This is a genomic window from Streptomyces sp. NBC_01012 (genome assembly GCF_045162755.1).
GTDB lineage: Bacteria > Actinomycetota > Actinomycetes > Streptomycetales > Streptomycetaceae > Streptomyces.
This window is the reverse complement of the sequence record NZ_CP108688.1, coordinates 4,624,070-4,650,750: the sequence shown is the minus strand read 5'-3', so window position 1 is coordinate 4,650,750 and position 26,681 is coordinate 4,624,070. Positions and strand designations below refer to the sequence as shown.

24 protein-coding genes and 1 tRNA gene are annotated in these 26,681 nt (G+C 70.6%); 9 read left to right on the top strand and 16 right to left on the bottom strand.

The annotated features are described in order from the left end of the window. Positions 1-213 precede the first annotated feature (213 nt). The 4 genes from hutI to hutU form a co-directional block, all read right to left on the bottom strand. Positions 214-1,404 (bottom strand): imidazolonepropionase, encoded by a 1,191-nt coding sequence (gene hutI / locus OG623_RS21025; protein ID WP_406148394.1) that lies wholly within the window; start codon positions 1,402-1,404, stop codon positions 214-216. A gap of 71 nt (positions 1,405-1,475) precedes the next feature. Further along, entirely contained in the window at positions 1,476-2,846 is a 1,371-nt protein-coding gene (locus OG623_RS21020; RefSeq protein ID WP_406148393.1) for a formimidoylglutamate deiminase, read from the bottom strand. Next, positions 2,837-4,060 carry an allantoate amidohydrolase gene (locus OG623_RS21015; RefSeq protein WP_406151939.1) on the bottom strand — a complete coding sequence of 408 codons (1,224 nt, stop codon included), beginning with the start codon at positions 4,058-4,060 and terminating at the stop codon, positions 2,837-2,839. Before OG623_RS21015 ends, OG623_RS21020 begins: the two co-directional genes overlap by 10 nt. Positions 4,061-4,173: 113 nt before the next feature. Next, positions 4,174-5,838, bottom strand: coding sequence for a urocanate hydratase (gene hutU, locus OG623_RS21010; RefSeq protein WP_406148392.1), 1,665 nt, complete (start codon positions 5,836-5,838; stop codon positions 4,174-4,176). A gap of 222 nt (positions 5,839-6,060) precedes the next feature. On the opposite strand from hutU, the gene OG623_RS21005 reads away from it, so the two are divergent. From OG623_RS21005 to OG623_RS20990, 4 genes are all read left to right on the top strand, one after another. Beyond that, positions 6,061-6,516, top strand: coding sequence for a hypothetical protein (locus OG623_RS21005; RefSeq protein ID WP_406148391.1), 456 nt, complete (start codon positions 6,061-6,063; stop codon positions 6,514-6,516). A gap of 107 nt (positions 6,517-6,623) precedes the next feature. Continuing rightward, positions 6,624-7,373 carry a winged helix-turn-helix domain-containing protein gene (locus tag OG623_RS21000; RefSeq protein ID WP_406148390.1) on the top strand — a complete coding sequence of 250 codons (750 nt, stop codon included), beginning with the start codon at positions 6,624-6,626 and terminating at the stop codon, positions 7,371-7,373. Between the two features lie 38 nt (positions 7,374-7,411). Further along, the gene (locus OG623_RS20995) at positions 7,412-7,879 is read left to right on the top strand and encodes a roadblock/LC7 domain-containing protein (protein ID WP_406148389.1); all 468 of its coding nucleotides are present in this window, start codon (positions 7,412-7,414) and stop codon (positions 7,877-7,879) included. A 101-nt stretch (positions 7,880-7,980) separates the two neighbouring features. After that, entirely contained in the window at positions 7,981-8,355 is a 375-nt protein-coding gene (locus OG623_RS20990; protein WP_406148388.1) for a hypothetical protein, read from the top strand. A gap of 55 nt (positions 8,356-8,410) precedes the next feature. Here OG623_RS20990 and OG623_RS20985 read toward each other — a convergent pair whose 3' ends face one another. Together OG623_RS20985 and OG623_RS20980 are read right to left on the bottom strand one after the other, a co-directional pair. Then, the gene (locus tag OG623_RS20985; RefSeq protein WP_406148386.1) at positions 8,411-8,950 is read right to left on the bottom strand and encodes a hypothetical protein; all 540 of its coding nucleotides are present in this window, start codon (positions 8,948-8,950) and stop codon (positions 8,411-8,413) included. A 172-nt stretch (positions 8,951-9,122) separates the two neighbouring features. Continuing rightward, a complete protein-coding gene (locus OG623_RS20980) occupies positions 9,123-9,971 on the bottom strand; it encodes a MurR/RpiR family transcriptional regulator (protein ID WP_406148384.1) in 849 nt (282 codons plus the stop codon). 191 nt (positions 9,972-10,162) lie between these two features. Here OG623_RS20980 and OG623_RS20975 point away from each other — a divergent pair, with 191 nt between their 5' ends. Both OG623_RS20975 and OG623_RS20970 read left to right on the top strand, forming a co-directional pair. Further along, entirely contained in the window at positions 10,163-10,744 is a 582-nt protein-coding gene (locus OG623_RS20975) for a thioredoxin domain-containing protein (protein WP_406148382.1), read from the top strand. Between the two features lie 116 nt (positions 10,745-10,860). Next, entirely contained in the window at positions 10,861-11,286 is a 426-nt protein-coding gene (locus OG623_RS20970) for a hypothetical protein (protein WP_406148381.1), read from the top strand. 259 nt (positions 11,287-11,545) lie between these two features. Here the strand turns inward: OG623_RS20970 and OG623_RS20965 are convergent, their stop codons facing one another. Further along, positions 11,546-12,949 (bottom strand): cystathionine beta-synthase, encoded by a 1,404-nt coding sequence (locus OG623_RS20965; protein ID WP_406148380.1) that lies wholly within the window; start codon positions 12,947-12,949, stop codon positions 11,546-11,548. A 155-nt stretch (positions 12,950-13,104) separates the two neighbouring features. Between OG623_RS20965 and OG623_RS20960 the strand changes: the two genes are divergently transcribed. The 3 genes from OG623_RS20960 to OG623_RS20950 all read left to right on the top strand — a co-directional run bounded on the left by OG623_RS20960 (position 13,105) and on the right by OG623_RS20950 (position 16,690). Further along, entirely contained in the window at positions 13,105-14,202 is a 1,098-nt protein-coding gene (locus tag OG623_RS20960; protein WP_406151938.1) for an SGNH/GDSL hydrolase family protein, read from the top strand. A gap of 132 nt (positions 14,203-14,334) precedes the next feature. Next, positions 14,335-15,555, top strand: coding sequence for an acetyl-CoA C-acetyltransferase (locus tag OG623_RS20955; RefSeq protein WP_406148378.1), 1,221 nt, complete (start codon positions 14,335-14,337; stop codon positions 15,553-15,555). A 295-nt stretch (positions 15,556-15,850) separates the two neighbouring features. Further along, positions 15,851-16,690 carry a hypothetical protein gene (locus tag OG623_RS20950; protein WP_406148376.1) on the top strand — a complete coding sequence of 280 codons (840 nt, stop codon included), beginning with the start codon at positions 15,851-15,853 and terminating at the stop codon, positions 16,688-16,690. 30 nt (positions 16,691-16,720) lie between these two features. On the opposite strand, the gene OG623_RS20945 is transcribed toward OG623_RS20950, so the two are convergent. The 9 genes from OG623_RS20945 to OG623_RS20905 all read right to left on the bottom strand — a co-directional run bounded on the left by OG623_RS20945 (position 16,721) and on the right by OG623_RS20905 (position 26,626). Further along, positions 16,721-17,047, bottom strand: a complete 327-nt coding sequence (locus tag OG623_RS20945) for a hypothetical protein (RefSeq protein WP_406148375.1) — start codon at positions 17,045-17,047, stop codon at positions 16,721-16,723. A gap of 106 nt (positions 17,048-17,153) precedes the next feature. Beyond that, complete coding sequence (locus OG623_RS20940) at positions 17,154-18,041, bottom strand: Bax inhibitor-1/YccA family protein (protein ID WP_406148374.1); 888 nt, start codon at positions 18,039-18,041, stop codon at positions 17,154-17,156. A 281-nt stretch (positions 18,042-18,322) separates the two neighbouring features. Then, a tRNA-Leu gene (locus OG623_RS20935) sits at positions 18,323-18,409 on the bottom strand. 249 nt (positions 18,410-18,658) lie between these two features. Beyond that, positions 18,659-21,067, bottom strand: a complete 2,409-nt coding sequence (locus OG623_RS20930; protein WP_406148373.1) for a glycosyl hydrolase 2 galactose-binding domain-containing protein — start codon at positions 21,065-21,067, stop codon at positions 18,659-18,661. After that, complete coding sequence (locus tag OG623_RS20925) at positions 21,064-21,957, bottom strand: ATP-binding cassette domain-containing protein (RefSeq protein ID WP_406148372.1); 894 nt, start codon at positions 21,955-21,957, stop codon at positions 21,064-21,066. The genes OG623_RS20930 and OG623_RS20925 overlap by 4 nt, the downstream gene beginning before the upstream one ends. Continuing rightward, entirely contained in the window at positions 21,957-22,901 is a 945-nt protein-coding gene (locus OG623_RS20920) for an ABC transporter ATP-binding protein (RefSeq protein WP_406148370.1), read from the bottom strand. The genes OG623_RS20925 and OG623_RS20920 overlap by 1 nt, the downstream gene beginning before the upstream one ends. A gap of 4 nt (positions 22,902-22,905) precedes the next feature. Beyond that, positions 22,906-23,811: an ABC transporter permease gene (locus tag OG623_RS20915; protein WP_406148369.1), complete on the bottom strand. Its 906-nt coding sequence runs from the start codon at positions 23,809-23,811 to the stop codon at positions 22,906-22,908. Beyond that, positions 23,808-24,803 carry an ABC transporter permease gene (locus OG623_RS20910; protein ID WP_362889715.1) on the bottom strand — a complete coding sequence of 332 codons (996 nt, stop codon included), beginning with the start codon at positions 24,801-24,803 and terminating at the stop codon, positions 23,808-23,810. Before OG623_RS20910 ends, OG623_RS20915 begins: the two co-directional genes overlap by 4 nt. A gap of 89 nt (positions 24,804-24,892) precedes the next feature. Next, entirely contained in the window at positions 24,893-26,626 is a 1,734-nt protein-coding gene (locus OG623_RS20905; RefSeq protein WP_406148368.1) for an ABC transporter substrate-binding protein, read from the bottom strand. Positions 26,627-26,681: the final 55 nt, after the last annotated feature.

Sequence of the window (26,681 nt, the reverse complement as noted above, 5' to 3'; positions counted from 1 at the left end):
TCACAAGAACCCCCCGGTCCTACCCCCTGAGCCACGCTGCCCAGAACGGTACCGGGCGAGGTCACTCCGCGGTAGACAGCCGCGACATCTCACGACCGACCGGTGAATATCGGGTCCATCGGGTCCATCGGGTCCATCGGATCCATCAGGTCCATCAGGTCCATCGGGTCCGTCGGGTCCGTCGGGTCCGTCGGGTCCGTCGGGTCCGGAGCGTCACAGAACCCTCTCTCCACCCCGCCACACCGCGTCGACCAGCGGGACCCCCGGCCGGTACGCGAGGTGGACATGGCTCGGCGCGTCGAGGATCACGAGGTCGGCGCGGGCGCCCGGGGTGATGCGGCCGACGTCGGTGCGACGCAGCGCGGCGGCGCCCCCGGCGGTGGCCGACCAGAGCGCTTCGTCGGGGGTCATGCCCATGTCCCGTACGGCGAGGGCGATGCAGAACGGCATGGAGGAGGTGAACGAGGAGCCGGGGTTGCAGTCGGTGGACAGGGCGACGGTGGCGCCCGCGCCGAGGATGCGCCGGGCGTCGGGCCAGTTGGCGCGGGTGGAGAACTCGGCGCCGGGGAGCAGGGTGGCGACGGTGGAGCCCTGGCCGAGCGCGTCGAGGTCGGCGTCGTCGAGGTGGGTGCAGTGGTCGGCGGAGGCCGCGTCCAGCTCGACGGCCAGCTGGACGCCGGGGCCGTGGCCCAGCTGGTTGGCGTGGACGCGGGGGTGCAGGCCCCGGGCGGCGCCCGCGGTGAGGATCGTGCGTGCCTGGTCCTCGTCGAAGGCACCCCGCTCGCAGAAGACGTCGATCCAACGGGCGTGCGGGGCACAGGCGTCCAGCATCGGTCCGGTGACGAGGTCGACGTAGCCGGCGGGGTCGTCGGCGTAGTCGGGGGACACGATGTGGGCGCCGAGGAAGGTGACCTCGTCGGTGTGACGGGCGGCGATGCGCAGGGCGCGTGCCTCGTCCTCGACGGTGAGGCCGTAGCCGGACTTGGTCTCGAAGGTGGTGGTGCCCTGCCGCAGCGCCTCCGCCAGATAGCGCGCGACGTTGGCGGAGAGCTCCTCGTCGGAGGCGGCGCGGGTGGCGGCCACGGTCGTGCGGATGCCGCCCGCCGAGTAGGGGCGCCCGGACATACGGGCATGGAACTCGGCGGTGCGGTCTCCGGCGAACACCAGATGGGAGTGGGAGTCCACGAAGCCGGGGATCACGGCTCGGCCGCCCGCGTCGACGGCGTTGTCAGTGGCGGGTGCTTTGCTGGATTCACCGGTCCACACGACGCGGTCGCCCTCGATGACGACGGCCGCGTCCTGGATCAGGCCCAGGGGGGTCCCGTCTCCGAGGGAGGGGTCATTGGTGACCAGGTTCGCGATGTGGGTGAGGGCGGTCGTCGTGTTCGTCGCGGTCGTCGTCATCCGGGCACAGCTTTCTGTCGGCTCGGACCCGGGGCGTGCCCGGGTTCAGGGGGCGGGGCTCGGCGGGGCGTTCAGCGGTACACGGCGGCGACGGCCGATGCGAGCGCGGCCGGCACGTCCTGGATCCGGGTGTGCCGGCCGTCCCGGACGATGTGCCGGCCCGCCACCACGGTGTGCCGCACATCGGCGGCGGTCGCGGCGAATACGGCTGCTTCGGCTGCCATGCGAGGCACCGGCCCCGCTGTTCTGACGGAGTCCAGCGCGACGGTGGCCAGGTCGGCCGGCGCGCCCGGTTCGAGCACGCCCGCGTCCGGGTGCCCGAGCGCGGCGTGCCCCGTGGCGGAGGCCGCCCTGAGCAGAGCCGCCGCCGTCCAGTGACCGCGTGCGTGGGTGCGCAGGCGTTCGTTGAGCTCCATCGCCCTGGCCTCCTCGAAGAGGTCGATCACGGCATGGCTGTCGCTGCCCAGCGAGAGAGGGGATCCCGCGCCCTGGAGTGCGGCGGCGGGTCCGATGCCGTCGGCGAGGTCGCGTTCGGTCGTGGGGCACATGCAGGTGCCCGTCCGGGAGGAGCCGAGGAGCCCGATGTCCTCGGAGGTGAGGTGTGTGTTGTGGATGCCGGTGGTGTACGGGCCGAGGACCCCGTGGTCGGCGAGGAGCCGGGTGGGGGTGCGGCGGTGCGCGGCGAGGCAGGCGTCGTTCTCCGCCGTCTGCTCGGAGAGGTGGACGTGCAGCGGGACCTCCCGCTCCTGCGCCCACTGCGCGACGGTGGCGAGCTGTCCCGCGGGGACGGCGCGTACGGAGTGGATCGCGGCGCCGATCACCACCAGGTCGCCGTCGCCCTTGAGGAGGGAGGCACGCTCGGCCCAGGCGTCGGCGGTGGCGTCCGAGAAACGCAGCTGGTGCCGGCTCGGCTTCTCCCCGAATCCGGCGGCGAGATAGGCGGTGTCGAGCAGCGTGATGCGGATGCCCGCATCGGCCGCCGCCGCGATGAGCGCCTCGCCCATGGCGTTCGGCTCGTCGTAGGGCGTCCCGCCGGGCGCGTGGTGCAGATAGTGGAATTCGCCCACCGCCGTGATCCCGGCGAGCGCCATCTCGGCGTACGTGGCACGGGCCAGGTCGTAGTAGGTGTCGGGGTCGAGACGGGAGGCCGTCCGGTACATCAGCTCGCGCCACGTCCAGAAGGTGCCGGAACCCACCTGGACGGTGGAGCGCAGGGCGCGGTGGAAGGCGTGCGAGTGGGTGTTGGCCAGTCCGGGGACGGTCAGCCCCTCCAGCACGGTGGCGCCGGGCGGTGGCGTGTCGATGCCGGTCCGGACACCCGCGATGCGTCCGCCGGCCACGTCCAGGAGGACACCGGGCTCGACATGGGTGCCGAGCCAGGCGTGCGACATCCAGTAGGTCGCGGTGACCGGTGTGCCCGTCGGTTGCGTTGTCAGCTGCACGCGAGACCTTCCAGTACGTCGGCGAGTGCCCTCACTCCGGCCACGCAGTCGTCCTCCGCGGCGTGCTCTGCGGGTGAGTGCGAGATCCCGGTGGGGTTCCGTACGAACAGCATGGCGGTCGGCACGGAAGCGGACAAAATACCCGCATCGTGTCCCGCCCCCGTGCCGAGCACGGGCACGGGGCGCCCTCCGGCCTCCGCGCCGTCCCGGCCCCGCTCGTCCAGCACGCGGCGGATCTCGTCGCGCAGGGCGTGCTGGAAGTCCACGACCGGTGTGAACGACTCGCGCACGACCTCGAGATCGATCCCGGCCCGCTCGGCGTGCTCCCGCGCCGCCCGCTCGACACCGCTCACCACGGCGTCGAGAGTGGCCTGGTCGGCGGCCCGTGAGTCGAGCCAGCCCCGCACGAGGGAGGGGATCGCGTTGACCCCGTTCGGCTCGACCGCGATCTTGCCGAAGGTCGCCAGGCCCCCGGCGAGCTCAGCCTCACGCCGGGCCGCGAGCACCGTCTCGGCGTACGTGAGCATCGGGTCGCGCCGGTCCGCGAGGCGGGTGGTACCGGCGTGGTTGGCCTCACCGCGGAAGTCGAACCTCCAGCGGCCGTGCGGCCAGATGGCCGAGGCGATACCGACCGGGTCCCCGCTCAGGTCCAGGGCGCGGCCCTGTTCCACATGGAGCTCGACGAACGCGCCGATCCGGGCCAGGCGCCCGGGGTCGGGCCCGATCGCGTCGGGGTCGTACCCCGCGGCCTCCATGGCCGCGGGAAGCGAGACGCCGTCGCCGTCACGGAGCCGGTGCGCGCCCTCGACGGTCAGCTGTCCTGCGGCGAGCCGGGAGCCGACGCAGGCGAGCCCGAACCTGGCGCCTTCCTCGTCGCCGAAGTTGGTGATGGCGAAGGGCTTGGTGAACTCCACTCCCCTGCGGCGCAGTTCGTCCAGGGCGGCGAAGGAGGACACCACACCGAGGGGGCCGTCGAAGGCGCCGCCGTCGGGCACGGAGTCGAGATGAGACCCGGTGACCACGGCGTCCCCGGCCAGCGGATCACCGAGCCAGGCCCACTGGTTGCCGTTGCGGTCGACCTCGTGGACGAGCCCGCGGGACTCGGCCTGGGCGCGGAACCACGCGCGGCAGTCCTGGTCGGCGGCGGTCCAGGCGTAGCGGCGGTAGCCGCCGCTGCCGGGGTCCAGCCCGAGAGGCGCGAGGCCGCGCCACATCGACAGGAAGGACTCCGGCTCGGGATGCCTCCAGGACACGGGCCGCACCCCGGCCTGCGCCTGTCCCTGCACCTGTCCCTGCCCAGACGTCGGCCCCTGTTCCGTAGGTCCGGTCACCGGGCTTCGTCCTCCGTCATCGGGACCCGTACGCCCTTGTCCGATGCGACCGACTCCGCGATGTCGTACCCCGCGTCGACATGCCGGATGACGCCCATCCCCGGGTCGTTCGTCAGCACCCGCCGGATCTTCTCGCCGGCGAGTTCCGTGCCGTCGGCGACCGTGACCTGTCCCGCGTGGATCGAGCGGCCCATACCCACACCGCCCCCGTGGTGCAGGGACACCCAGGACGCCCCGGAGGCCACGTTGACCATGGCGTTGAGCAGGGGCCAGTCCGCGATGGCGTCGGAGCCGTCGAGCATGGCCTCGGTCTCCCGGTAGGGCGAGGCGACCGATCCGCAGTCCAGGTGGTCGCGCCCGATGGCCAGCGGCGCGGCGAGCTCACCGCTCGCCACCATGTCGTTGAACCGCTCGCCCGCCAGGTCGCGTTCGCCGTAGCCGAGCCAGCAGATCCGGGCCGGGAGGCCCTGGAAGTGGACCCGTTCACCGGCCATCCTGATCCAGCGGTGCAGGGACTCGTTCTCCGGGAAGAGTTCGAGCAGGGCCTTGTCCGTCTTGTGGATGTCCGATGCCTCACCCGACAGCGCCGCCCAGCGGAAGGGCCCCTTGCCCTCGCAGAAGAGGGGCCGGATGTAGGCGGGCACGAAGCCTGGGAAGTCGAACGCCCGCGTGTACCCGGCGAGCTGGGCCTCACCCCGGATCGAGTTGCCGTAGTCGAAGACCTCGGCCCCCGCGTCCATGAAGCCGACCATCGCCTCGACATGCGCGGCCATCGACTCCCGGGCGCGCCGGGTGAAGTCGGCGGGCTTCTCGGCCGCGTAGGAGGCCATGTCGTCGAAGTCGACGCCGACGGGCAGATAGGCCAGCGGGTCGTGCGCGCTGGTCTGGTCCGTGACGATGTCGACGGGTGCACCCTCGGCGAGCATCCGGGGCAGCAGCTCCGCCGCGTTGCCCTGCAGACCGATGGAGAGCGGGCGCCGCGCGTCCCGGGCCTCGACGGCCAGCTGGAGCGCGTGCTCCAGGGAGTCGGCCCGTACGTCCAGGAAGCGGTGCTCGATGCGGCGCTCGATGGCGCGCGGGTCGCAGTCGATACAGAGGGCGACGCCGTCGTTCATCGTGACGGCCAGCGGCTGGGCCCCGCCCATGCCGCCGAGTCCCGCGGTCAGTGTGATGGTGCCGGCGAGCGTCCCGCCGAACCGCTTGGCGGCGACGGCGGCGAAGGTCTCGTAGGTGCCCTGGAGGATGCCCTGCGTCCCGATGTAGATCCAGGAACCGGCGGTCATCTGCCCGTACATGGTGAGCCCGAGGGCCTCGAGACGGCGGAACTCCTCCCAGTTGGCCCAGTCGCCGACCAGGTTGGAGTTGGCGATCAGGACGCGCGGAGCCCATTCGTGGGTCTGCATGACGCCCACCGGCCGGCCGGACTGGACGAGCATCGTCTCGTCCTGCTTGAGCGTCCGCAGCGTACGGACCATGGCGTCGAAGGACCGCCAGTCGCGGGCCGCCTTGCCCGTGCCGCCGTAGACGACGAGCTTCTCGGGGTGTTCGGCGACCTCGGGGTCGAGGTTGTTCTGCAGCATGCGGAGGGCGGCTTCCTGCGGCCACCCCAGGGCGCTCAGTTCCGTACCGCGCGGTGCCCGTACGGGGCGGGGTCCTGACATGGGGATGCCTCCTCGCGAATGTGACTCTCCTATTCACATCCTGGCTACCTGAATACTCCTAGTCAACAGGCAGTGCCCCCGCATGGCCTTCGCACGTCGACCTGCGGTCCTTTACACGGCCAGCAGCATGTACCAATGGAAAATGCCAGAACTCCCACCAGGCGCGCACACGTTGCGTAGCCTTTCCACTACATCCGTACGCCACTTCGGGGGGAGTTCGCGTTGCCCGGAATCGACGAGTGCCTGATCGAAGTCATGAGGCTGCCCGGTGCCCGGGGTGCTTCGGTGGTCGACTGGACGAGCGGTCTCGCGCTCGGCACCATCGGCGCGTCACCCAACGGCGACCACGAGGCCACGGCCGCCGAGACGGCCGAGGTGGCGAGGATGGCCGCCGAGCAGCCGGCCTTCGCGCAGCCGGCCCTCGCAGAGCCGGCCCTCACAGAGTCGGACGTGCCCGCAGGCTTATCAGGTCGGCCCACGGACTTACCGGGGCCGCCCGCATCCGCCGTCGAGGACGTCATCGTCACCACCGCCCCCGGCTACCACATCCTCCGCTTCGTCGAGACGGCCTTCGACAGCAGCGTCTTCCTCCATCTCTGGCTGGACCGCGCGGAAGGCAACCTCGCCCTGGCGCGCATCCGGCTCGGGGAGATCGCGCAGCGGCTGGTCCTGGCATGAGACCCACCGCCGCCCTCAGGCCCGGCACACCCGAGCGACCCGGTGCACCCGAGAGACCCGGTGCACCCGAAGGGCGCGGTACGCCCGAAGGGGCCGCGCCCTCCCCGATGTTGCAGCGGCTCGAGGCGGAGCGCGCCACCGGCGCACTGATGCGCGACCGCGGCACCCTGTATCTCGCCGACGGCCAGGTCGTCCACGCGGAGAGCCCCGCGACCCCCGGAATCGACGTCCTGCTCACCACGGGCGGGGCCCTGGGCAGCGAGGGCTGGTGGGACGCGGTCGCCCAGGCGGGTGCCGGACAGCGGGTCGGCCGCTATCTCGTGGACAGCGGCCGGGTACCCGGCGGCGCGCTGGAGCTCTGCCATCTGGGCGCCCTGTACGACGCGGCGTTCTTCGCCCTGGCCCCCACGCACACACCGGCCCGCTTCCGCTACGGGGTCTCCCACTGGATCGGCCCGGTCCGTCCCGTACCCGTGCACGCCGTGCAGCGCGAGACGCTCAGGCGCCGGGAACTCCTCGACCGGATCTGGCCCGACGCACGCACCGACAGCGCACCGCTCGCCCCCACGGCCCACCCGGTCGACGCCCCGGTCCCGCCACGCCAGCGTCGCGTCCTGGCCCTGGTGGACGGCGAGCGCACGGCCACGGACATCGCCCGGGAGCTGGGCCGCTCGGCGTTCCACATCCTGGTCGACCTGCGCCGGCTGGCGGCCGCAGGCCTGGTCGAAGCGGTCCGCCCCGCCGCTGACGGCTCCGCCCCGGTGTCCGGGCACAGCCGCATCACGCTGCCCGAGGTCACGACCGACCCCGACGTCGCCCTGTTGCGCCGGCTCAGAGACGCATTGGAGGCCTTGTGATACGCGCGCTCAGACAGCGTGCCGGGAGGAGACAGCTGATGGTGCCCGAGGCAGAGGTACAGGACGTCCTCGACGAGCTCCAGCGGTTACGCGCCCGGGTACCGCTCCTGACCGGGGCGCTGGCCGCCAGCACCGACGGTCTGATCGTCGCCCAGGACACCCCGGGCATCGAGGCGGAAGGCGTCGCCGCGCTGACCGCCGCCGCGCTGGGCGTCTCGATCCGGATGACCGACGCCACCGGGCGCGGCGGCTTCCGCGAGCTCCTGATCCGCGGCGAGAACGGCTACATCGCCACCTACGCGGCGGGCGCGTCCGCCGTACTCACCCTGCTGGCCGAGGACCGCATCAACGTCGGCCGCCTCCACCTCGAAGGCCGTCGCGCCGGTGCGCGCATCGGCGAAGTGGTGGACGCCGCGCAGGACCGCTCCGACCGCCCGGCGCCGCCGCCACGGCCGCAGCAGCCGGAGGCCCTGCCCCGCCGCACCACCACACCGGATCCCACCTGACACCTGCACCAGCAGCACCGGCAGCACCAGCAGCACCGGCAAGTCGAAGAACACCAGCAGCGGACCGGCCACCGGGCCGGCCAGGGAAAGGAACGAACACTATGGCCAACACCGAAGCGTCACTGAAGGATGCGATGGCGTCGATCGAGGGGACCGTCGGTGTCGCACTCGTCGACTACACCAGCGGCATGGCCCTGGGCACCCTCGGCGGTGGCAAGGAGTTCGACCTGGAGGTCGCAGCCGCCGGGAACACGGACGTCGTCCGGGCGAAGCTGCGGACCATGGAGCACCTCGGCATCAAGGACGAGATCGAGGACATCCTGATCACCCTCGGCTCCCAGTACCACCTGATCCGGCTGCTCAGGACCCGTGGCAACAACGGCCTGTTCCTCTACCTCGTCCTGGACTCCGGCCGGGCCAACCTCGCCATGGCACGCCATCAGCTGCGGAAGATCGAAGCGGAACTGGAGGTCTGAGCCGAGCGGCCGAGGGCTGCGGGCCGAGGGCTGGTGCCCAGGGATTCCGGCTCTCTCACCGGCGGCGACGCCGCGCCCCACCGGGTGCGGCGTCGCCCGCCATGGGGCCGGTCGTCCGGAAGCCCTTCACCCGCCGGCCCACGGGCCGGCCGCGCTCGGCCCAGTCGGTGCGCACCCAGTACAGGACGTCGTCCCGCCGCTCCCGCTGCCCGAACCGTACGGACTTCAGCCAGAGCCCGGCGCCGGCGCCGGCCAGCACCAGTCCGCCGGCACCGGGGAGCACGTACGCGCTCGCTACCGCCACGAGGAACGCACCGGCCAGCCACCAGCGGTAGCCGCGCCGCCAGTTGCGTACGGTCACGTCCCGGTCCTGGAGGAAGTCGCTCCGCCCGGCCCGCGTGGCAGCCTTCGCGAGCTCCGCGTAGCGGCCCGTACGGCTGAACGCCACCACGGCCAGGGTGACCAAAAACAGCGCGGCGCCGGCCAGCAGCCCGATCCGGCGCCCGGTGAGGCCGGGGATGAACGCCCCGATGGCCGCCGCCACCAGCCCGGGCCACCACAACGGCGAGGCCCCGGCCCGTACGATCACGGCCACCCTCGCCAAAGACTGCGCTCCGCGCCCCACGTCCGTACCCCTCTTCCGCGGTTCCCTGTGGACCTTCTGGGCGCGGAGATTAATCGGCACAGATGAGCGATGTCTGAGAATCGACGGAGAACGCCCCCGCGGACCGACTGCCGCACGACGAACGGTCCCCGCCGACCGGCTCCTACTCGACGAACAGCCCCCGCGACGCGGCCCGCGCGTCGAACTCCTCCAGCCGGGCCTGCGCCTCGGGCAGCCCGTCGCACATGGCCTCCAGCAGCGCCCGCCCCAGCAGCATCGGCGCACACGCCGTGTCGAAGGCCAGCCCGGTCCCCACGGCCGCCGGAATCAGCAGATCGCTGTGGGCCGCCACGGGGGCGAACGCCGAGTCGGCCACCGTCACGACGGTCAGCCCCTTCTCCCGGGCGTACGCCAGCGCGTCCACGACCTCACGCGGGTGCCGCGGCAGCGCGAAGCACATCAGCACACTCGCCCCGGCCCGCCTGGCGGTGTCGACGCGGTCGTACAGCATGCTGCCGCCCTCGTCGAGCACCCGTACATCGGGGTGCACCTTGGCGGCGAAGTACCCGAACCCCCGGGCCTGCGACGATGCGGCCCGCAGCCCGAGCACCAGCAGCGGCCTCGACCCGGCGAGCAGCCGCCCCGCGCACTCCACCGGGGCCGGATCGGCGAGCAGTTCGGACAGCTGCCGCAGATTCTCGATCTCCGCCCGCACGGCCTGCTGGTACTCGTTGAAGCTCTCCTGCGCGCCGTCCCCTTCGGCCGCCCCGTCCGGGGTGACCTCCCTGAGGTGCTTGCGCAGCGCGGGGTACCCGTCGAAGCCGAGCGCCACGGCGAAGCGGGTGACGGACGGCTGGCTGACCCCGGCCAGTTCGGCCAGCTCCACGCTCGACAGGAACGGGGCGTCGGCGGCCCGCCGCACCATGGAGTGCGCGATCCGCCGCTGGGTGGGCGTGAGCCTCTTCCCCTCGAAGAGCCGCTGCAACCGCGCAGCCGGGCTGCTCCCGCTCATGCTGTCCCCTCCGGAGTGTTCCGCCGTACCGACCGTGTAACCAGGGGATCCATTCAGCCAGCAAGCAGCCTGAATGTCCATATACAGCCTCCGCATGCAGCCGCCGCGGACAGCCGCTGCTCCGGACCTCTCGCGGTGCATCCCCGGGTGCTCGCATTGCGGGACCGTGCTCCGCTGCCGACCCTGGGGGCATGATCCCAGCCAACACAAGAGGCCAGGGCGGCGTCACCGTCCGCTACGGCGATGCCGATGCCGCGCACGTGCTGAACGTCTACGCCGATCTGCGCTGCCCCTACTGCAAGCGCATGGAGCTCGGCCTCGGAGCCGTGATGGAGCAGGCCGCGGACGAGGGCAGGTTCGCGGTGGACCACCATTTCGGCACGTTCATCGACGATTCCACGGGTGGCAGCGGCTCCATGGAGGCGCTGGCCGCGCTGGGGGCGGCCGCCGACGAGGGGCAGAAGCCGTTCATGCACTTCCTGCGGGCGCTCTACGCCGATCAGCCCAGTGAGGACGTGGACGCCTTCGCCGACCGGGACACCTTGCTGCGGCTCGCGGGCGGGGTCGACGCGCTGCACACCGACGGCTTCCGGCAGAAGGTCATGGAGCGCACCTACCTGCCCTGGGCGGCACAGGTGTCGGCCGCCTTCGGGACAAGCGGCATCCGGTCCACCCCGACGGTCCTGATCGACCGCACCCCGGTCCCCGTCCTCAACACCACGGGCTACGCGGTCACGCCCGAGGCCTTCCTCGCCGGGGCGACGCCCCAGTGAACAGGGGCACACCCCCGTGAACCTCCGGGCGTCGACCGTCGCCCGTCGGCCGAAAACGGGAAACACGGGGGCTAACCCCACTGACCCGGGCGCCCCTGGTTCGTACCGTGAAGCGTATGGAAGCCCGTGACCCTGAGCTCAGGCGAGAGCTGGACGCCACCCTGCAGGCCCGCGGCGAGCTGGGCCCCGAGTACGAGCCCGCGCTCATCGACTCGTTCCTGGAGAAGGTCGAGCAGCGGCTCTCCGGCACGCAGGACCAGCGCACGCGGCGCCATCTGGCCGAGCAGCAGCTGGCCGCCGCCAGGAGCGCCGCAAGGCCCGCCAAGCCGACCGGCGCCGGCGGCTTCGGGGAGCGGTTCGGCTTCGGAGTCGTGTCCCTGGTCCTGGCCATCCCCCTGTCCGCGATCGGCGTCGCGAACGCCGGGATCGAGGGGCTCGTCGTGGCCTGGCTGGGGATCTTCGGCGTGAACGCCGTGCATGCCGCCCGCGCATGGCCCTGGGCCCGGGGCAGGCCGCGGAACGTGTCCGACTGGGAAGGATGATCGCGGGGACCGCCGCACCCCCGGTTGCCCGAGGGGCGGGACGACGGCGGTCCCCGCGAGGGACGCGGTCCCGGGTCAGGGCCGGGGTTCGCGTCCTGGCGACGGTGGAGGTCCGGGAGCCGCTCCGTAGTCCGTGTCGCCGTATGGGTGCCGGCTGGTTTCCCCGCCGACACCCATTACTCTGCCGGAGCCGTGTTAAGCCGGTGCTGCGTCGACGTGTCGCGCTCGTACCGATTCCGCGAATCCGGGAAACCGGTCGCTACGACCTGGCCGCCGTGTCCTTCGCCAGGAAGGCCAGCAGATCCTGCCTGCTCACGACCCCCTTCGGCTTGCCCTCGACGAGAACGATCGCCGCATCGGCACCGTCCGGCCCACTGAGCACAGCCATCAGGTCCTCGACGGGCTCGCCCGAACCGACCTGCGGCAGCGGGGCCGACATGTGCTTCTCCAGCAGGTCGGACAGGGTGGCCCGCTGGGTGAACAGCGCGTCCAGGAGCTGACGCTCCACGACGGAGCCGATGACCTCTGCGGCCATCACATCCGGGTGTCCCGCACCGGGCTTCACGATCGGCATCTGGGAGACCCCGTACTCACGCAGGACGTCGATGGCCTCGCCGACCGTCTCCTCGGGGTGCATATGGACGAGCGAGGGGAGCGGGCCCTCCTTGAAGTCCAGCACCGCACCGACCCGTGCGGAGGGACCTGAGTCCTCCAGGAAGCCGTAGTCGGCCATCCACTCGTCGTTGAAGATCTTGCTCATGTAGCCGCGGCCGCTGTCCGGCAGCAGGACGACGACCACGTCGTCGGGACCGAGCCCCTTGGCGACCTCCAGGGCCGCGACGACCGCCATGCCACAGGATCCGCCGACGAGCAGGCCCTCCTCCTTGGCCAGACGGCGGGTCATCTGGAAGGAGTCCTTGTCCGAGACCGCGACGATCTCGTCCGTGACCGTGCGGTCGTAGGCGCTCGGCCAGAAGTCCTCGCCGACACCCTCCACGAGATACGGGCGCCCCGAACCGCCGGAGTAGACGGAACCCTCCGGGTCGGCGCCGACGACACGGACGCCGTTCTCGCTGATCTCCTTGAGGTAGCGGCCCGTACCGGTGATCGTGCCGCCCGTGCCGACGCCCGCGACGAAGTGGGTGATCCTCCCGTCCGTCTGCTGCCAGAGCTCAGGGCCCGTCGTCTCGTAGTGCGAGCGCGGGTTGTTCGGGTTGGAGTACTGGTCGGGCTTCCAGGCCCCCGGCGTCTCACGGACCAGGCGGTCGGAGACGTTGTAGTACGAGTCCGGGTGGTCGGGGTCGACGGCCGTCGGGCAGACGACGACCTCAGCGCCGTAGGCGCGCAGCACGTTGATCTTGTCCGTGGACACCTTGTCCGGACAGACGAAGACGCACTTGTAGCCCTTCTGCTGGGCGACGATGGCGAGGCCGACGCCCGTGTTGCCGCTGGTCGGCTCCACGATCGTGCCGCCCGGCACGAGTTCGCCGCTCTCCTCGGCGGCCTCGATCATGCGCAGCGCGATGCGGTCCTTCACCGACCCGCCGGGGTTGAAGTACTCGACCTTGGCCAGGACCGTCGCCTGAATGCCTGCCGACACATTGCGCAGCCTGACCAGCGGGGTGTTGCCGACAAGACTGATCATCGAATCGTGGAATTGCACCGTGTACTCCGGGATCTCCGTAATGGTCAGGCAAGAGTATGCGTACGGGCCGGAGATCGGGCTTCGCGATTGAGCTACGCCCTCCACGGGGCAGGTACTGCTCTGTACGGCTGTACAGCACGGAGGAGGTGGACCGGACTGTGTCGAGAGCGAGGGTGGCACGGCGGATCGCAGCGGGTGCGGCCTATGGGGGCGGCAGCGTCGGTCTGATCGGGGCGGCGACAGTGGGGCTGGTGCTGGCCGAGGTGCAGTTGGCGAAACGACTGGTGGGCGGGGGCAAGGCGCCTGTCCCGCCGAGTGCGGACGGACGGTACGGGGTGGCGTTCGCCGGACCGTCCGATCCTTTGCGCTTCGTGATACTGGGTGACTCGACGGCGGCCGGCCAGGGCGTACGCAGGGCCGGGCAGACCCCTGGGGCCCTTCTGGCGTCCGGTCTCGCGGCGGTCGCCGAACGGCCGGTCGATCTGCGCAACGTGGCCCTGCCGGGGGCCAGGTCGGACGATCTGGAGCGGCAGGTCTCCCTGGTGCTGGCGGATCCTTCAGGGCCGCCGGACGTCTGCGCGATCATGATCGGCGCGAACGACGTGACCCACCGGATGCCGGCCACACAGTCGGTGCGCTGTCTGAGCACCGCCGTACGGAGGCTGCGTACGGCCGGCGCCGAGGTGGTCGTGGGCACCTGTCCCGACCTGGGCACGATCGAGCCTGTCTACCAGCCGTTGCGGTGGCTGGCCCGACGGGTGAGCCGGCAGCTGGCGGCGGCCCAGACGATCGGTTCGGTGGAACAGGGCGGCCGGACGGTCTCCCTGGGCGACCTGCTGGGCCCCGAGTTCGAGGCGAACCCCCGGGAGCTCTTCGGCCCCGACAACTACCACCCGTCGGCCGAGGGGTACGCGACCGCTTCGATGGCCATGCTGCCGACGCTGTGCGCGGTCCTCGGGCTGTGGCCGGAGTCGGACCACCTGGATGTCTCGCGCCGCGAGGGCATGCTGCCGGTCGCCAAGGCCGCATCCCGTGCCGCACGGGAGGCGGGCACCGAGGTCACGGGGGCGCGGGCACCATGGGCGCTGCTCAAGCACCGCAGGCGCCGGCGCCTTCCCGCCCATACGGAACCGGTGCCTCACGACGACACGGGCAAGGACACGGACGGCCACGACGGCGGGCCCCTGCCGGAGCGCGGGCGGGAGCGTGGGCAGGGGCGCGGATCGCGCGGATCGGGGCGCGGATCAGGGGCGACATGGCGGAGGGCATGAGCGAGGAAGGCGAGCGACTGAGCGGTTGCTTAGAAAAGAGGTCCGCATCACACAGCCTGTTGGGTGACCTCAGCTATACGTCCGGGTAACTTCCAAGGCAGTCCTGCCTTCCAGCCCTCATGGAGCCGCGTGATGCCCGAAGCCGTGATCGTCTCTGCCGCCCGTTCACCCATCGGCCGGGCCTTCAAGGGGTCCCTCAAGGATCTGCGCGCGGACGACCTGACCGCGACCATCATCAAGACCGCGCTGGCCAAGGTCCCCGAGCTGGACCCGAAGGACATCGACGACCTGATGCTCGGCTGCGGCCTCCCCGGCGGCGAGCAGGGCAACAACCTGGGCCGCATCATCGCCGTACAGATGGGGATGGACCACCTCCCCGGCTGTACGGTCACCCGCTACTGCTCGTCCTCGCTCCAGACCAGCCGCATGGCACTGCACGCCATCAAGGCCGGCGAGGGCGACGTCTTCATCTCCGCCGGTGTCGAGATGGTGTCCCGCTTCGTGAAGGGCAACTCCGACAGCCTGCCGGACACGCACAACCCGCTCTTCGCCGAGGCCGAGGCCCGCACCGCCGCCCGCGCCGAGCAGGAGGGCACGAGCTGGACCGACCCGCGCGACGAGGGCCTCGTCCCTGATGCGTACATCGCGATGGGGCAGACCGCGGAGAACCTCGCTCGGACCAAGGGCGTCACCCGCCAGGACATGGACGAGTTCGGCGTGCGGTCGCAGAACCTCGCCGAGGAAGCCATCAAGAACGGCTTCTGGGAGCGCGAGATCACCCCCGTGACCACGCCGGACGGCACGGTCGTCGCGAAGGACGACGGTCCCCGCGCGGGCGTCACCCTGGAGGGCGTGCAGGGCCTGAAGCCGGTGTTCCGCCCCGACGGACTCGTCACGGCCGCCAACTGCTGCCCGCTCAACGACGGCGCCGCCGCCCTGGTGATCATGTCCGACACCAAGGCGCGCGAGCTGGGTCTGACCCCGCTGGCCCGCATCGTCTCGACGGGCGTCTCCGGCCTGTCCCCCGAGATCATGGGTTACGGACCGGTCGAGGCCAGCAAGCAGGCTCTGAAGCGCGCCGGCCTGACCATCGACGACATCGACCTCGCCGAGATCAACGAGGCGTTCGCCGCCCAGGTCATCCCCTCCTACCGGGACCTCGGCCTGCCGCTGGACAAGGTGAACGTCAACGGTGGCGCGATCGCCGTCGGCCACCCCTTCGGCATGACGGGCGCCCGCATCACGGGCACGCTGATCAACAGCTTGCAGTTCCATGACAAGCAGTTCGGCCTGGAGACGATGTGCGTGGGCGGCGGCCAGGGCATGGCCATGGTCATCGAGCGGCTGAGCTGAGCCGAGTTGAGCCGGGGCGGCGGGCGCGGCAGGCTTTTCGTAGGTCAGCGCTCCCGCGCGGAGGCCGTCCTGAACCGGGCTGAGCTCCGATCGTGACCGAATCTCCCCCAGGATGTGATGTGCATCCCGGGGGAGAGTCGTTTCCGCAGGTCACACCAGTCACAGAGCTAAACACCGGGCCCAAAGACCTGTCCAATTCGTGACGTAATGCACTGACAGCAGGCGCCGGTACAGGACAAGCTGATGTAGGAAGTCGGGGGTGTCGATCGAAACCGGGAGTATGTCAGTGAGCGCCATGCCGTTTGCCCTGTTGCTGACCACCGCCGCTGCCACGGCTGCCGGCGCCGCCGCTCTGCACGCTGCTCACGGGCTGCGCAAGCAGGTGACCGCTCTGCGCACGGAGCTGGCCGAAGGGCGCAGTCTGCACGCGTCCGTACCCGAGCAGCAGAACCGGAGTACCGGCACACCCGCCGAGGAGATACGCACGGCCGTGGCCGAGGCACTCGCCGAGGAACGGGAGCGCGAGCTCGCCGAGGCCCGTGCCTTCTGGGCGGCCCAGGAAGCACGCGACGCCGCCGACGCCCCGTCCCTGCTGGGCGGGTTCGGCGAGGACGTCCCGTTCTTCATGCCCCGCCAGAGCGACTTCGCGGGCCTCGACGCGATGGACATCGAAGCCGGAGACGCCCTGGACGAGCTGACGGAGCTGGCCGAACTCACCGACCTGCCCGAGGTCGCCGAGTACGTGGAGTACCCCGAGGACTCCCCCGAGCTGGCCGCGGCCCGTCGCCGCCACCCCTCGCACCCGGACTTCGTCCCCGTGCAGACACCCGTTGTCACCGACCATGAGCGTACCGTGAACCGCCTGGAGCGGCTCGCCGACACCGGTACGGAGCTCACCGATGTGCGCCCCGGCCCGCTGGGAACCCTCGATGTGTACGTCTTCGCCGACGGCACGACGCTCTGCATGACTCCCGGCCACCGGGAGACCGCGGAGCGGCTCGCCGACTCGCTGCGCTCCGGTGAACAGCCGGTGCTGCTGGGCGGTTCCGGGGTCTCCGGCGCCTACGCGCTGACGTTCTCGTGCGGCAAGGAGAACGTCTACATCCTCGCCGACCGCGTCATCGCCTCGTTCTAGGCCCTTCTCGCGAAAGCCCCCCAGCCGGCCCTACGGCCCGGGTGCGAACGCCCGCGCCGCCGCTTCCTCGACACGCCGCACGGCCTCGTCCAGCTCCTGGGACGAGGCCGTTTCCAGTGCCACGGCCAGATCCCGCCCGGCGACCGCGAGCTGGTCCCCCACCGCGAATATCCCGGCGTCCGGCATGAACCTCGGCTCCTGGTCGGGGGCCTCGGCCCGCTGGGCACGGGCCGACAGCTCCCTGGCCGTCGCCAGGGCCTCTTCGGCCACGCCACGCTGGAGCCGGCTCTGCGGCGTACTGCGCAGTCGGTCGGCGAAACGGTCCACGGCGGTGATCAGGGGCGTCGTATCGAGCACGCCGCGACCCTACGCGCCCCCACCGGACGGCCGCCAGCACAAAGGAAACGGGACGGCCCGCAGGCACATCGCCTGCGGGCCGTCCCGTTGTCGCGCCTCTGCGGGGTCAGTCGTTCCCGTTGAGGATGGAGAGCAGACGCAGCATCTCCAGGTAGATCCACACCAGGGTCAGCGTGAGGCCGAAGGCCGCCAGCCAGGACTCCTCGCGCGGTGCGCCGTAGTTGATGCCGTCCTCGACCTGCTTGAAGTCCAAGGCCAGGAAGCAGGCACCGAGGATGATGCCGGCGATTCCGAAGAGGATGCCGAGACCGCCGCTGCGGAAGCCGAGGCCGTCACCGCCGCCGAACACGCTGAACAGCATGTTGACCATCATCAGGAGCACGAAGCCCATGGCCGCGGCCATCACGAAGCCGTAGAAACGGCGGGTGACGCGGATCCAGCGCATCTTGTACGCGAAGAGGACACCGGCGAAGACACACATGGTGCCCATCACCGCCTGCATCACCGTGCCGGGGCTGATGTAGGTGCTGACCGTGCTGGAGATCACCCCGAGGAAGACACCCTCGAAGGCCGCGTAGGCCAGGATCAGCGCGGGCGAGGCCTTGCGCTTGAAGGACTGGATGATCGCGAAGACGAACGCCACCAGGGCGGCGCCGATGCCGATGCCGTAGGACTTGCCGAGATTGGCCTCGTCGACCGGCAGCAGGGCCCAGGACAGCGCGGCGGTGAGCACCACGGTGCCCAGCGTCATCGCCGTACGCGTGACGACGTCGTCGATCGTCATCGCGCCGGAGCGCGCGGGCGCCTGCGGGGCGCCGTACTGGGTGCCCTGCTGGGCGTAAGGGTTCGTGGCGTACGGGTTGGCGGCGGCGCCCTGCGCGTACGGGTTGGCACCCGCGGCGGCGGCCCCGGCCTGCGGCGCCGCGCTGAAGCCCGCGCTGCCGTTGTCGCGGCTGAACCCCCGTCGCGAGAAGACCGGGTTGCTGCTCCTCATTTCACTCCTTCATGGCCACCCTGCGCGGCCTTGCGTCAAGAGTAATGGGTAGGCAAAACAATGACCCTACTGCCAGGGGAGGATCTTTACGAGGAGTCTCATCCCCACGTCCCCCCACGTTCCCCGCGTCAGGTCCGGGAGCGGCCGACAGTCGCCCCTGCCACATGCAGGCCTACGCACAGTGACGCATGGACACCGGGGTTCATCCCGCGCGAAAGGCGTCACAGGAAGTTGATGGCTAAAGTACCGTGCGGCCGTCCCGGGCTCCACCGGCTGCGCGGTGGTGCCCGGAGCCGGACTCGAACCGGCACGCCCCCGAGGAGGCAGCGAGGTTTAAGCTCGCCGTGTCTGCATTCCACCACCCGGGCGTGGGCGCGCGGCTCCGCGTTTGGCACAAGACCCTATCCGGGGGCATCCCTCGAACAGCGGAACATCCACTCGATGTTGTCTTATTTTATTGACCATGTGAGGGTCCGTCAGACACCCGGTACCGCATCAGCACACGCCCCGCCCGGCCAGGGGGTACGAACCCCGGCAAACCGGAATGACGGAAAGTCGCCGCACTCGCGCGGCCCATCCGCCGTGGGCCGCGCCGTCGTTCGCCGGAGGCCGACCGTTCAAGCGTGGACGGCGTCGTTGACACACCGGAGAACGGGCTGTGAACACAGGGCCTCCGGGGCCTCCAGCACCGCGCCCGTGACATGGAGGACGGCGCTCTCGCCTGGCAGCAGAGTGATCAGCAGGTCGTCCACCTCGGCCGCCGGATCCAGCCGGTCGGGGAAGAGCGCGAGGTCCCGCAGCAGCGTTCGTGCCGTCACCGTGACCCGGTAGCCGATGCCCGATTCATCACCCTGGGTGACCGTGGCCTCGTAGCGTGCCGGTGGAAGCTCGACGCGGGTGTCCTCCTCGTAGAACTCGATCCTCCGCTGCTCGCCCAGCTCCGCCACCAGCACCTCGCGGGTGCTGTCGTCCGGCTCGGCGACCGAGGCCGGCAGGGGGACCCGGGTGATGTCACGGGGGGCCGTGGTGACCTCGGCCGTCTCCTCGGCCAGGACCGTGCCGTCCAGGGAGCGGCGGGTCAGCCGCAGGGTGCCGTCCCACGCGTGGGCGGAGTCGTTGACCAGGTGCAGGGCTCCGTCGCGTACGGCCATCAGCCGGTCCGCGTACGCCTCGCGCAGGGCGTACCAGAGGGGCTTGCGGCGGCCGTCGCCGTCCACGGCCGCCCAGGACACCACGGGCCAGCAGTCGTTGAGCTGCCACACGATCGCACCCATGCAGTACGGCGTGTGCGAGCGGAAGTGGCGGATGCCGAAGGCCACGGCGCGGGCCTGGTTGAGCTGGGTGAGCCAGTGCCAGTCGTCGAAGTCCCCAGGCTGTGGCAGGTGGTCGCCCAGGCCTCGCAGCAGCTTGGTGGCGCCGTCATCCGCCTTCTGGTGGTGGGCGAGCAGCGGGGCGTCCGGGGCGAGCTCCCCGCTGACCGCGCGGCGCAGTGTGGCGTACGCGGGCGGGCCCTGGAAGCCGAACTCCGCGACGAAGCGGTGGGCGGTGTCGGCGTAGTGGCGGTAGTCGACCCGGTTCCAGACCTCCCAGAGGTGGACCGTGCCCAGGGCCGGGTCGTTCGGGGGCAGTTCGGGGGATGCGGAGTACGGCGAGCCCGGCCAGTACGGGCGGGTGGGGTCGGTCTCGGCGCACAGGGCGGGGAGCAGCTCGTGGTAGTAGCCGTGGCCCCAGGTGCGGCCCTCCAGCTTCTCCTGCCAGCCCCAGTCGGCGTGGCCCTCCAGGTTCTCGTTGTTGCCGCACCACAGGACCAGCGAGGGGTGGGGGGCGAGCCGGACGAGGTTCTCGCGGACCTCGGCGGCCACCTCGTCGTACAGCGGCTGCTCCTCCGGGTAGGCCGCGCAGGCGAACGGGAAGTCCTGCCAGACCAGCAGCCCCTTCTCGTCGCACAGTTCGTAGAAGTCGTCGCTCTCGTAGAGGCCTCCGCCCCAGACGCGGATCAGGTTGACGCCCGCCGCGAGTGCCTGGTCGAGGCGGTCGGCGACCCGCTGCCGGGTGATGCGGGCGGGGAAGCAGTCGTCGGGGATCCAGTTCACGCCCCGTACGAAGACGGGCTCGCCGTTGACGGAGATGCGGAACGCCTCGCGTTCCAGGGTGACCGCACGGAAGCCGGTCCTGCCGGTCCAGGCGACCTCGTCGCCGAGGCGGACGGTGACGTCGTACAGCGGCTGTTCACCGTGGCTGTGCGGCCACCAGGGCTCGGCGTCGGGGACGGGGAGGGTCACCGAGACGTGGTGTTCGTCCCGCGAGGTGATGAAGACGGCGCTCGCGCCGAGCACCTCGACCGAGCCGGACAGTTCCCCGGGGGCGTCGCGCTCCACATCCAGGGTGACGGCCAGGCGCGGCGCCCCGGCGTCGTCGACGTCGCCCAGCACCTTGACGGAGGCGAGCCGCGGGCCGGTCCAGGACTCCAGCGCGACGGGCCGCCAGATTCCGGAGGTGACCAGCGTCGGCCCCCAGTCCCAGCCGAAGTTGCAGGCCATCTTGCGGATGAAGTTGTACGGCTCGGTGTACGCGCCCGGCCGGTCGCCGAGCTTGTCGCGCAGCGCCTCGGCGTAGGTGTACGGGGCGGTGAAGCGTACGGCGAGGGTGTTGGGGCCCTCGTGCAGCAGCTGCCGGACGGGGAAGCGGTAGCCGCGGTGCTGGTTGGCCGTGGTGCCGACCTCGGTGCCGTTGAGCCGGACCGCGGCGACGGTGTCGAGGCCGTCGAAGCACAGGTCGGTGAAGGCGTGGCCGTCGTCGGACCACTCGAACGTGGTGCTGTACGTCCAGTCGGTGCGGCCGATCCAGCCGAGCCGGGTCTCGTTGTCGTCCAGGTAGGGGTCGTCGATCAGCCCGGCGGCCAGCAGGTCGGTGTGGACACAGCCGGGGACGGTGGCCGGGACGCCGCCTGTGGGGAGCCCCACGGGGACGGCGCTGTCGGCACTGAGCGTCCAGCCGTCGTGCAGGGGCAGGTGGCGAGGGGTCACGCGGAGGTCCTTCCGCAGTCGGGGAGTCCGGCACAGGCGACGAAGTGGTCGGGCTCGGTCTCGTACAGGTCGGTGTCCCGTGCGCCGCCCTCGTGGTAGGCGCAGGCCTCCACGGGTTCGGCGGACGTCCAGGGCTCGTTGAGCCGGGGCACGGCGGCCAGCAGCGTGCGGGTGTAGGGGTGGAGGGGGGTGCCGAAGACCTTCTGGGTGTCGCCGCGTTCGACGACACGGCCGTTCCTCAGCACCACGGTCTTCTCGGCGAGATAGGTGCCGAGCGAGAGGTCGTGGGTGATGTAGAGGACACCGAGGCCGCGTTCCTTCAGGCCGGCGAGGAGGTTGAGGACATCGATACGGGTGGAGGCGTCGAGCATGCTGGTGATCTCGTCGGCGACCAGGAAACGCAGATCGAGCAGGAGCGCGCGGGCGATGAGCAGGCGTTGCAGCTGGCCGCCGCTGAGCTGGTGCGGGTAGCGGCCGAGCACCTGCCCGGGGTCCAGGCGTACGTCCCGTACGGCCTTCTCCACGCGGTCCGCCCACTCCTTGTCCGGGACACCCGGGTGGTAGGCGCGGCGGACCAGGGCGAAGACCCTGTCCGCCTTGAAGACGGGGTTGTAGCAGCTGAAGGGGTCCTGGAAGACGCCCTGGACGCGGCGGTAGAAGTCCTTGCCGGGACGGACCTGTTCGCCGTCCAGGGTGAGGCTGCCGGAGGTGGCCCGGGTGAGGCCGAGGACCATGCGGCCGATGGTGGACTTCCCGCTGCCGCTCTCGCCGATGAGCGAGACCAGTTCGCCGGGGGCCGCCTCGAAGGAGACCCGGTCGACGGCGGTGGTGGAGCCGCCGCCGAAGGCGCCGGCCCGGAAGGTCTTGGTGACGCGGTCGAGGGTCAGCATCAGGCCGCCTTCCAGCATGCGACGGTGTGGCGGGGGGCGACCTCGACGACCGGCGGCTCCTCGGCGCACCCGGTGTCGGCGAGCGGGCAGCGGTCCCGGAAGCGGCAGCCGGCCGGGGGATTCAGCAGGGAGGGCGGGGAGCCCTCGATGCCGCTGAGCGGCTTGTCCTTGTAGCGGGCGCCGACCTGGGGCAGCGAGCCGATCAGCATCTTGGTGTACGGGTGGCGGGGTGCGGTGGTCAGCACCTTCGTGGGGGCCTTCTCGGCGAGCTTGCCCGCGTACATCACCATGATCGAGTCGGCGATGTGCGAGGTGAGCCCGAGGTCGTGGGTCACGAAGATCATGCTGGTGACCAGGCCCTTGTCGCGGAGCCCGGTGAGGGCGCCCACGACGGCCTGCTGGTTGGAGACGTCCAGGGCCGATGTGACCTCGTCGGCGATGAGGACGGACGGGTCGAGCAGCGTGGAGATCACCATGACGGCACGCTGTTTCATGCCCCCGGAGAGCTCGATCGGATAGCGGTCGAGGACGGCGGGTTCGAGGCCCACCAGGTCGAGCCTGCGGTGCAGTTCGCCGGTGTCCACCGTGACGCCGCGCGAGGCGAGGAGCTCGCGGATCATGCGTCCGATGCGGCGGGTCGGGTTGAGCGCGCTCATCGAGTACTGGGGCACGAGCGAGATCTTGTGGAAGCGGTAGGCGTTCATCGCGCGGTCGTCGGACAGCGGCAGTTCGTCGCCGTCCAGCGTCACGGTGCCGCCCACGTGCTTCATCCGCCCGTCGAGCCTGATGAGGGACTTGCCCAGGGTGGTCTTGCCGCAGCCGGACTCGCCGGCCAGGCCCAGGATCTCGCCGTCCGCCAGGTCGAAGCCGACGCCGTCCAGGGCCCGGACGTCGCCGCGCAGCGTGCGGTAGTGGACCCGCAGATCGTTGACGGTCAGGGTCATGTCCTCAGGACTCCCTCAGCTTCGGGTTGAAGACCTCGTCGAGGCCCACGTTGGCGACGTAGAGCGCGCCGACGATCGCGGTGATCCCGGCGCCCGGGGGAACGAACCACCACCACATGCCGAGTTGGAGCGCGCTCCACTGCTGGGCGCTCTGGAGCATCAGGCCGAGCGAGACGCCCTCGGTCGGGCCGAGCCCGATGAAGTCCAGCGAGGAGGCGATGAGGATGGACCCGCCGAAGAGCAGGATGAACATCATGAAGAGGTACGAGCTCATGTTGGGCGCGATCTCGCGGAACACGATCCGCCAGGTGCCGCTCCCGCTGAGCCTGGCCAGGTCCACGAACTCCCGGGTGCGCAGCGAGAACGTCTGCGCCCTGATCGCGCGGGCCGCCCAGGGCCATGAGGTCAGGCCGATGAACAGGCCCTGCACGGCGACGCTGCGCACCCCCATGTAGGCGTTGATGATCAGCAGGACCGCGAGGGCGGGGATCACCAGGACGACGTTGGTGAGCATGTTGAGGATCTCGTCGACCACTCCGCCCCGGTAGCCGGCGAGGAAGCCGACGACCATGGCGATGACGGCGGCGATGGCTCCGCCGACGACGCCCACCAGGAAGGTGGCGCGCAGCCCGTGCACGAACTGGGCGTACACGTCCTGGCCGAAGGTGGTGGTGCCCATCCAGTACGTGCCGTCCGGGGCCGACGCCTGCGGGCCCACGTATTCGTTGGGGTTGCCGCTGTCGAGCAGCATCGGTCCGACGACGCCGATCGCGAGCAGGACGACGACCAGGGTCACGCCGATGATCAGCTTGGGGTTGCGCACCGCGTAGTGCAGCGACTCGCGTCCCGGCTCGGCCGCGGGAACCTCGGCGGACGGGGCCTCGGGCGCCGGGTCGGGCAGTGTGCTCATGACGTGCCTCCTGCCATGCCCGTACGGGTGCGGGGGTCGACGACGACGTACACGATGTCGATGAGGAAGTTGGCGATCAGTACGCCGATGACGATGAACAGGAACGCGCCCTGGAGCAGGAAGAAGTCCTGGTTCTGGATCGCGGACAGGATCAGTGAGCCGAGCCCCGGATACGCGAACACGATCTCGGTGACGAGTGCTCCGGCGACCAGCACACCCAGCTGGAGTGCCAGCCCCGTGACCTGGGGCAGGACGGCGTTGCGGAACGCGTAGCGGCGGATGAGCCGCTGGGGCGCGCCGAGGGCCGACAGGTACGAGGAGTAGTCGGACTCCAGCTCGTAGATGATCATGTTGCGCATCCCGATGGCCCAGCCGCCGAGCGCGACGAGGAACAGCGACAGGAACGGCAGCACCCAGTGGTGCAGCGCGTCCAGCACGAAGTCGGCGTTCCAGCCGGGCTGGATGTCCAGGCTGTAGCCCCCCGATATGGGGAACCAGCCGGCCTTCGCACCCAGCGCCCAGGCGAGGATGACGGCGATCCACATGTAGGGCATGGCCGTCAGCAGATAGCCGGCCGGCAGCACGGTGTTGTCCAGGACCTTGCGGCGGGCGGACAGCGCGCCGATCCAGTTGCCCACGAACCAGCTGAGCAGGACGGCAGGGATCATCAGGCCGAGCGTGTACGGGAGCGCGTCGAGCAGGACGTCTCCGACGGGCGTGGGGAAGACGAAGATGGAGATCCCGAAGTCGCCCTGGAGCAGCGAGCCCCAGAAGTGGAGGTACTGCTGCCACAGCGGTTCGTCGAAGCCGAAGAGGTTGTTGTAGTAGGTGCGCATCGCCTCGGCCGCCTCCGGCTGGGAGACGCGGGCGCGGGCGACCATGGCGGAGACCGGGTCGCCGGGCATGAAGCGCGGGATCATCCAGTTGACGGTGACGGCGACGACGAACGTCAGTCCGTAGATGAGAAGTTTGCGGGCGAAATAGCGGCGCAAGGGTGCTCCCCTGGTGGAGAGCCCCGCCGTGCGCGCGCGGTCAGGTGCACGCGCACAGCGGGGCGGTCATGGAGTCGGCGGCGGCCGCGTCACTTGGCGGGCTTGATCTGCGTGAGCGTCTCGAAGCCGCCCATCTCCAGCCAGTTGCGCCACAGGGCAGGCGCCGTCTTCGGGGCGCCCTCGGCGTCCGAGGGCCAGTTCGTCCAGGTCCCGGTGGTGGACTGCGCCCAGAGGCCGTTGTACCAAAGGGGGATGAGAGGCATCTCGGTCAGCTGGATGTCCTGGAGCTCGGAGACCGCGGCCTTCATGCCCGCGGTGTCGTCGGTCTTGACCCCGCCGAGCTCCTCCACCAGCTTCCAGGCCTCCTTGTTCTCGTAGCGCCCGAAGTTGACGGTGTTCTGCTGCTTCTGGACCGGCAGCTTGAACATGTACTCGTAGTACGTCCAGGGGGTGTTGGACAGCTGGCGCTCGTTGTTGAGGACCAGGTCGAAGTCGCCCTTGGAGCGCTGCTCGTTGAGGGCGTTCTGGTCGGGGAACTCCGTGCTGATCTTGATGCCGACGTCCTTGGCCCCGGCGGCGATGACCTTGGCCGCCTCCATCCAGTCGGTCCAGCCCGAGGGCACGGCCAGCTTCAGGCTGATGGCGGAGCCGTCCTTGTTCTCGACGAAGCCGTCGCCGTTCGTGTCCTTGAAGCCCGCCTGGGCCAGCTCCTTCTTCGCCGCGGCGACATCGTGCGTGAAGCCCTTCTCCCCGATGAGGGCCTTGTCGTCGAACTGCTCCCACTGCGGCAGCAGACCGGTCGGGGACGCGGGCTTGACCAGATCGCCGTACACGCCCTTGACGATCTTCCCGGTGTCGACGGACGCGGCCAGCGCACGGCGGAAGGCGGCGTCGTCCATCGGCTTCTTGGTGGTGTTGGGCACCAGCCACGCGGTGTTGGCCGAGAGCATGTACGGGGCCTTGTCGTAGTACGACACGACCTTCTTGCTCTTGATCAGCGAGGAGGCGCCGGGCAAGAAGTTGTTGCTGAGGTCCAGCTGGCCCTGGCCCAGCTGGCCGATGACCACTTCGTTGCTCGGGTTGGAGACGTCCACGATGTAACGGGGCGCGGGCGTCATGGAGAGCGCCTTCGTACCCCACCAGTCGTCGCGACGCTCCCACACGACCCGGTCCTGGGTCTTGCTCTTCAGCTTGTACGCCCCGGTGCCGACCGGCTTGTCGTTGACTCCGTTGAGGATGTCCTCGTCGCTGCGCGAGTTCCAGATGTGCTCGGGGACGACCGGCTGGCCGTAGAGGGTGTAGTCCCACTCCTGGTAGCGGGCGTCCTTGAAGGTGAAGCGGACCGTGGTGTCGTCGACCGCCTTCGCGTCGGACAGCCAGCTCCACAGCGAGTGGAAGGAGGAGGCCTCGATCTTGCCGAGGCCGTAGGAGTACGCCACGTCCTTGGCGGTCAGCGGCTTCCCGTCGGCCCAGGTGATGCCCTTGCGCAGCTTCACCTCGTACGTCGTGTCGTCGGTCCAGCTGCCCGACTCGGCGAGCCAGGGCGTCAGCTTGCCCTCGTTCGGGTCGAAGTGGAACAGGGTCTCGTAGACCAGTCCCTTCGTGCCGGTCGCGTGGTCCCAGTTGCGCAGCGGGTTGTAGTTGGCCGGAGGTCCCCACTGGGTGCCGGTCGTGTAGAGCGTCTCGTCGCGCGGCAGCGAACCGCCCTTGCCTGCCTGGCCGCCGGCGCCGCCCGTCCCCGAGCCGCCTCCCGTGCACGCCGTGGCGGCGAGTGTGAACACGGCCAGCGCGGTCGTGACCCGCAGCCGGGTACGCGTACCCATAGCCCCTCCTTTTTCCCCGCGCCGTCCCTGCCGAGCGGAGTTACTGAACCGGGTA

Excerpts from the sequence above, each read along its gene's own strand:
- OG623_RS20995 (WP_406148389.1), top strand. The coding sequence starts at position 7,412 with ATGGTGCCCGAGGCAGAGGTACAGGACGTCCTCGACGAGCTCCAGCGG.
- OG623_RS20925 (WP_406148372.1), bottom strand. The coding sequence starts at position 21,957 with ATGCTGACCCTCGACCGCGTCACCAAGACCTTCCGGGCCGGCGCCTTC.
- OG623_RS21000 (WP_406148390.1), top strand. The coding sequence starts at position 6,624 with ATGTTGCAGCGGCTCGAGGCGGAGCGCGCCACCGGCGCACTGATGCGC.
- OG623_RS20970 (WP_406148381.1), top strand. The coding sequence starts at position 10,861 with ATGGAAGCCCGTGACCCTGAGCTCAGGCGAGAGCTGGACGCCACCCTG.
- OG623_RS21015 (WP_406151939.1), bottom strand. The coding sequence starts at position 4,060 with ATGTGGCGCGGCCTCGCGCCTCTCGGGCTGGACCCCGGCAGCGGCGGC.
- OG623_RS20980 (WP_406148384.1), bottom strand. The coding sequence starts at position 9,971 with ATGAGCGGGAGCAGCCCGGCTGCGCGGTTGCAGCGGCTCTTCGAGGGG.
- OG623_RS20940 (WP_406148374.1), bottom strand. The coding sequence starts at position 18,041 with ATGAGGAGCAGCAACCCGGTCTTCTCGCGACGGGGGTTCAGCCGCGAC.
- OG623_RS20955 (WP_406148378.1), top strand. The coding sequence starts at position 14,335 with ATGCCCGAAGCCGTGATCGTCTCTGCCGCCCGTTCACCCATCGGCCGG.
- OG623_RS20950 (WP_406148376.1), top strand. The coding sequence starts at position 15,851 with ATGCCGTTTGCCCTGTTGCTGACCACCGCCGCTGCCACGGCTGCCGGC.
- hutU (WP_406148392.1), bottom strand. The coding sequence starts at position 5,838 with ATGTCAGGACCCCGCCCCGTACGGGCACCGCGCGGTACGGAACTGAGC.
- OG623_RS20915 (WP_406148369.1), bottom strand. The coding sequence starts at position 23,811 with ATGAGCACACTGCCCGACCCGGCGCCCGAGGCCCCGTCCGCCGAGGTT.
- OG623_RS20990 (WP_406148388.1), top strand. The coding sequence starts at position 7,981 with ATGGCCAACACCGAAGCGTCACTGAAGGATGCGATGGCGTCGATCGAG.
- OG623_RS20975 (WP_406148382.1), top strand. The coding sequence starts at position 10,163 with ATGATCCCAGCCAACACAAGAGGCCAGGGCGGCGTCACCGTCCGCTAC.
- hutI (WP_406148394.1), bottom strand. The coding sequence starts at position 1,404 with ATGACGACGACCGCGACGAACACGACGACCGCCCTCACCCACATCGCG.
- OG623_RS20905 (WP_406148368.1), bottom strand. The coding sequence starts at position 26,626 with ATGGGTACGCGTACCCGGCTGCGGGTCACGACCGCGCTGGCCGTGTTC.
- OG623_RS20920 (WP_406148370.1), bottom strand. The coding sequence starts at position 22,901 with ATGACCCTGACCGTCAACGATCTGCGGGTCCACTACCGCACGCTGCGC.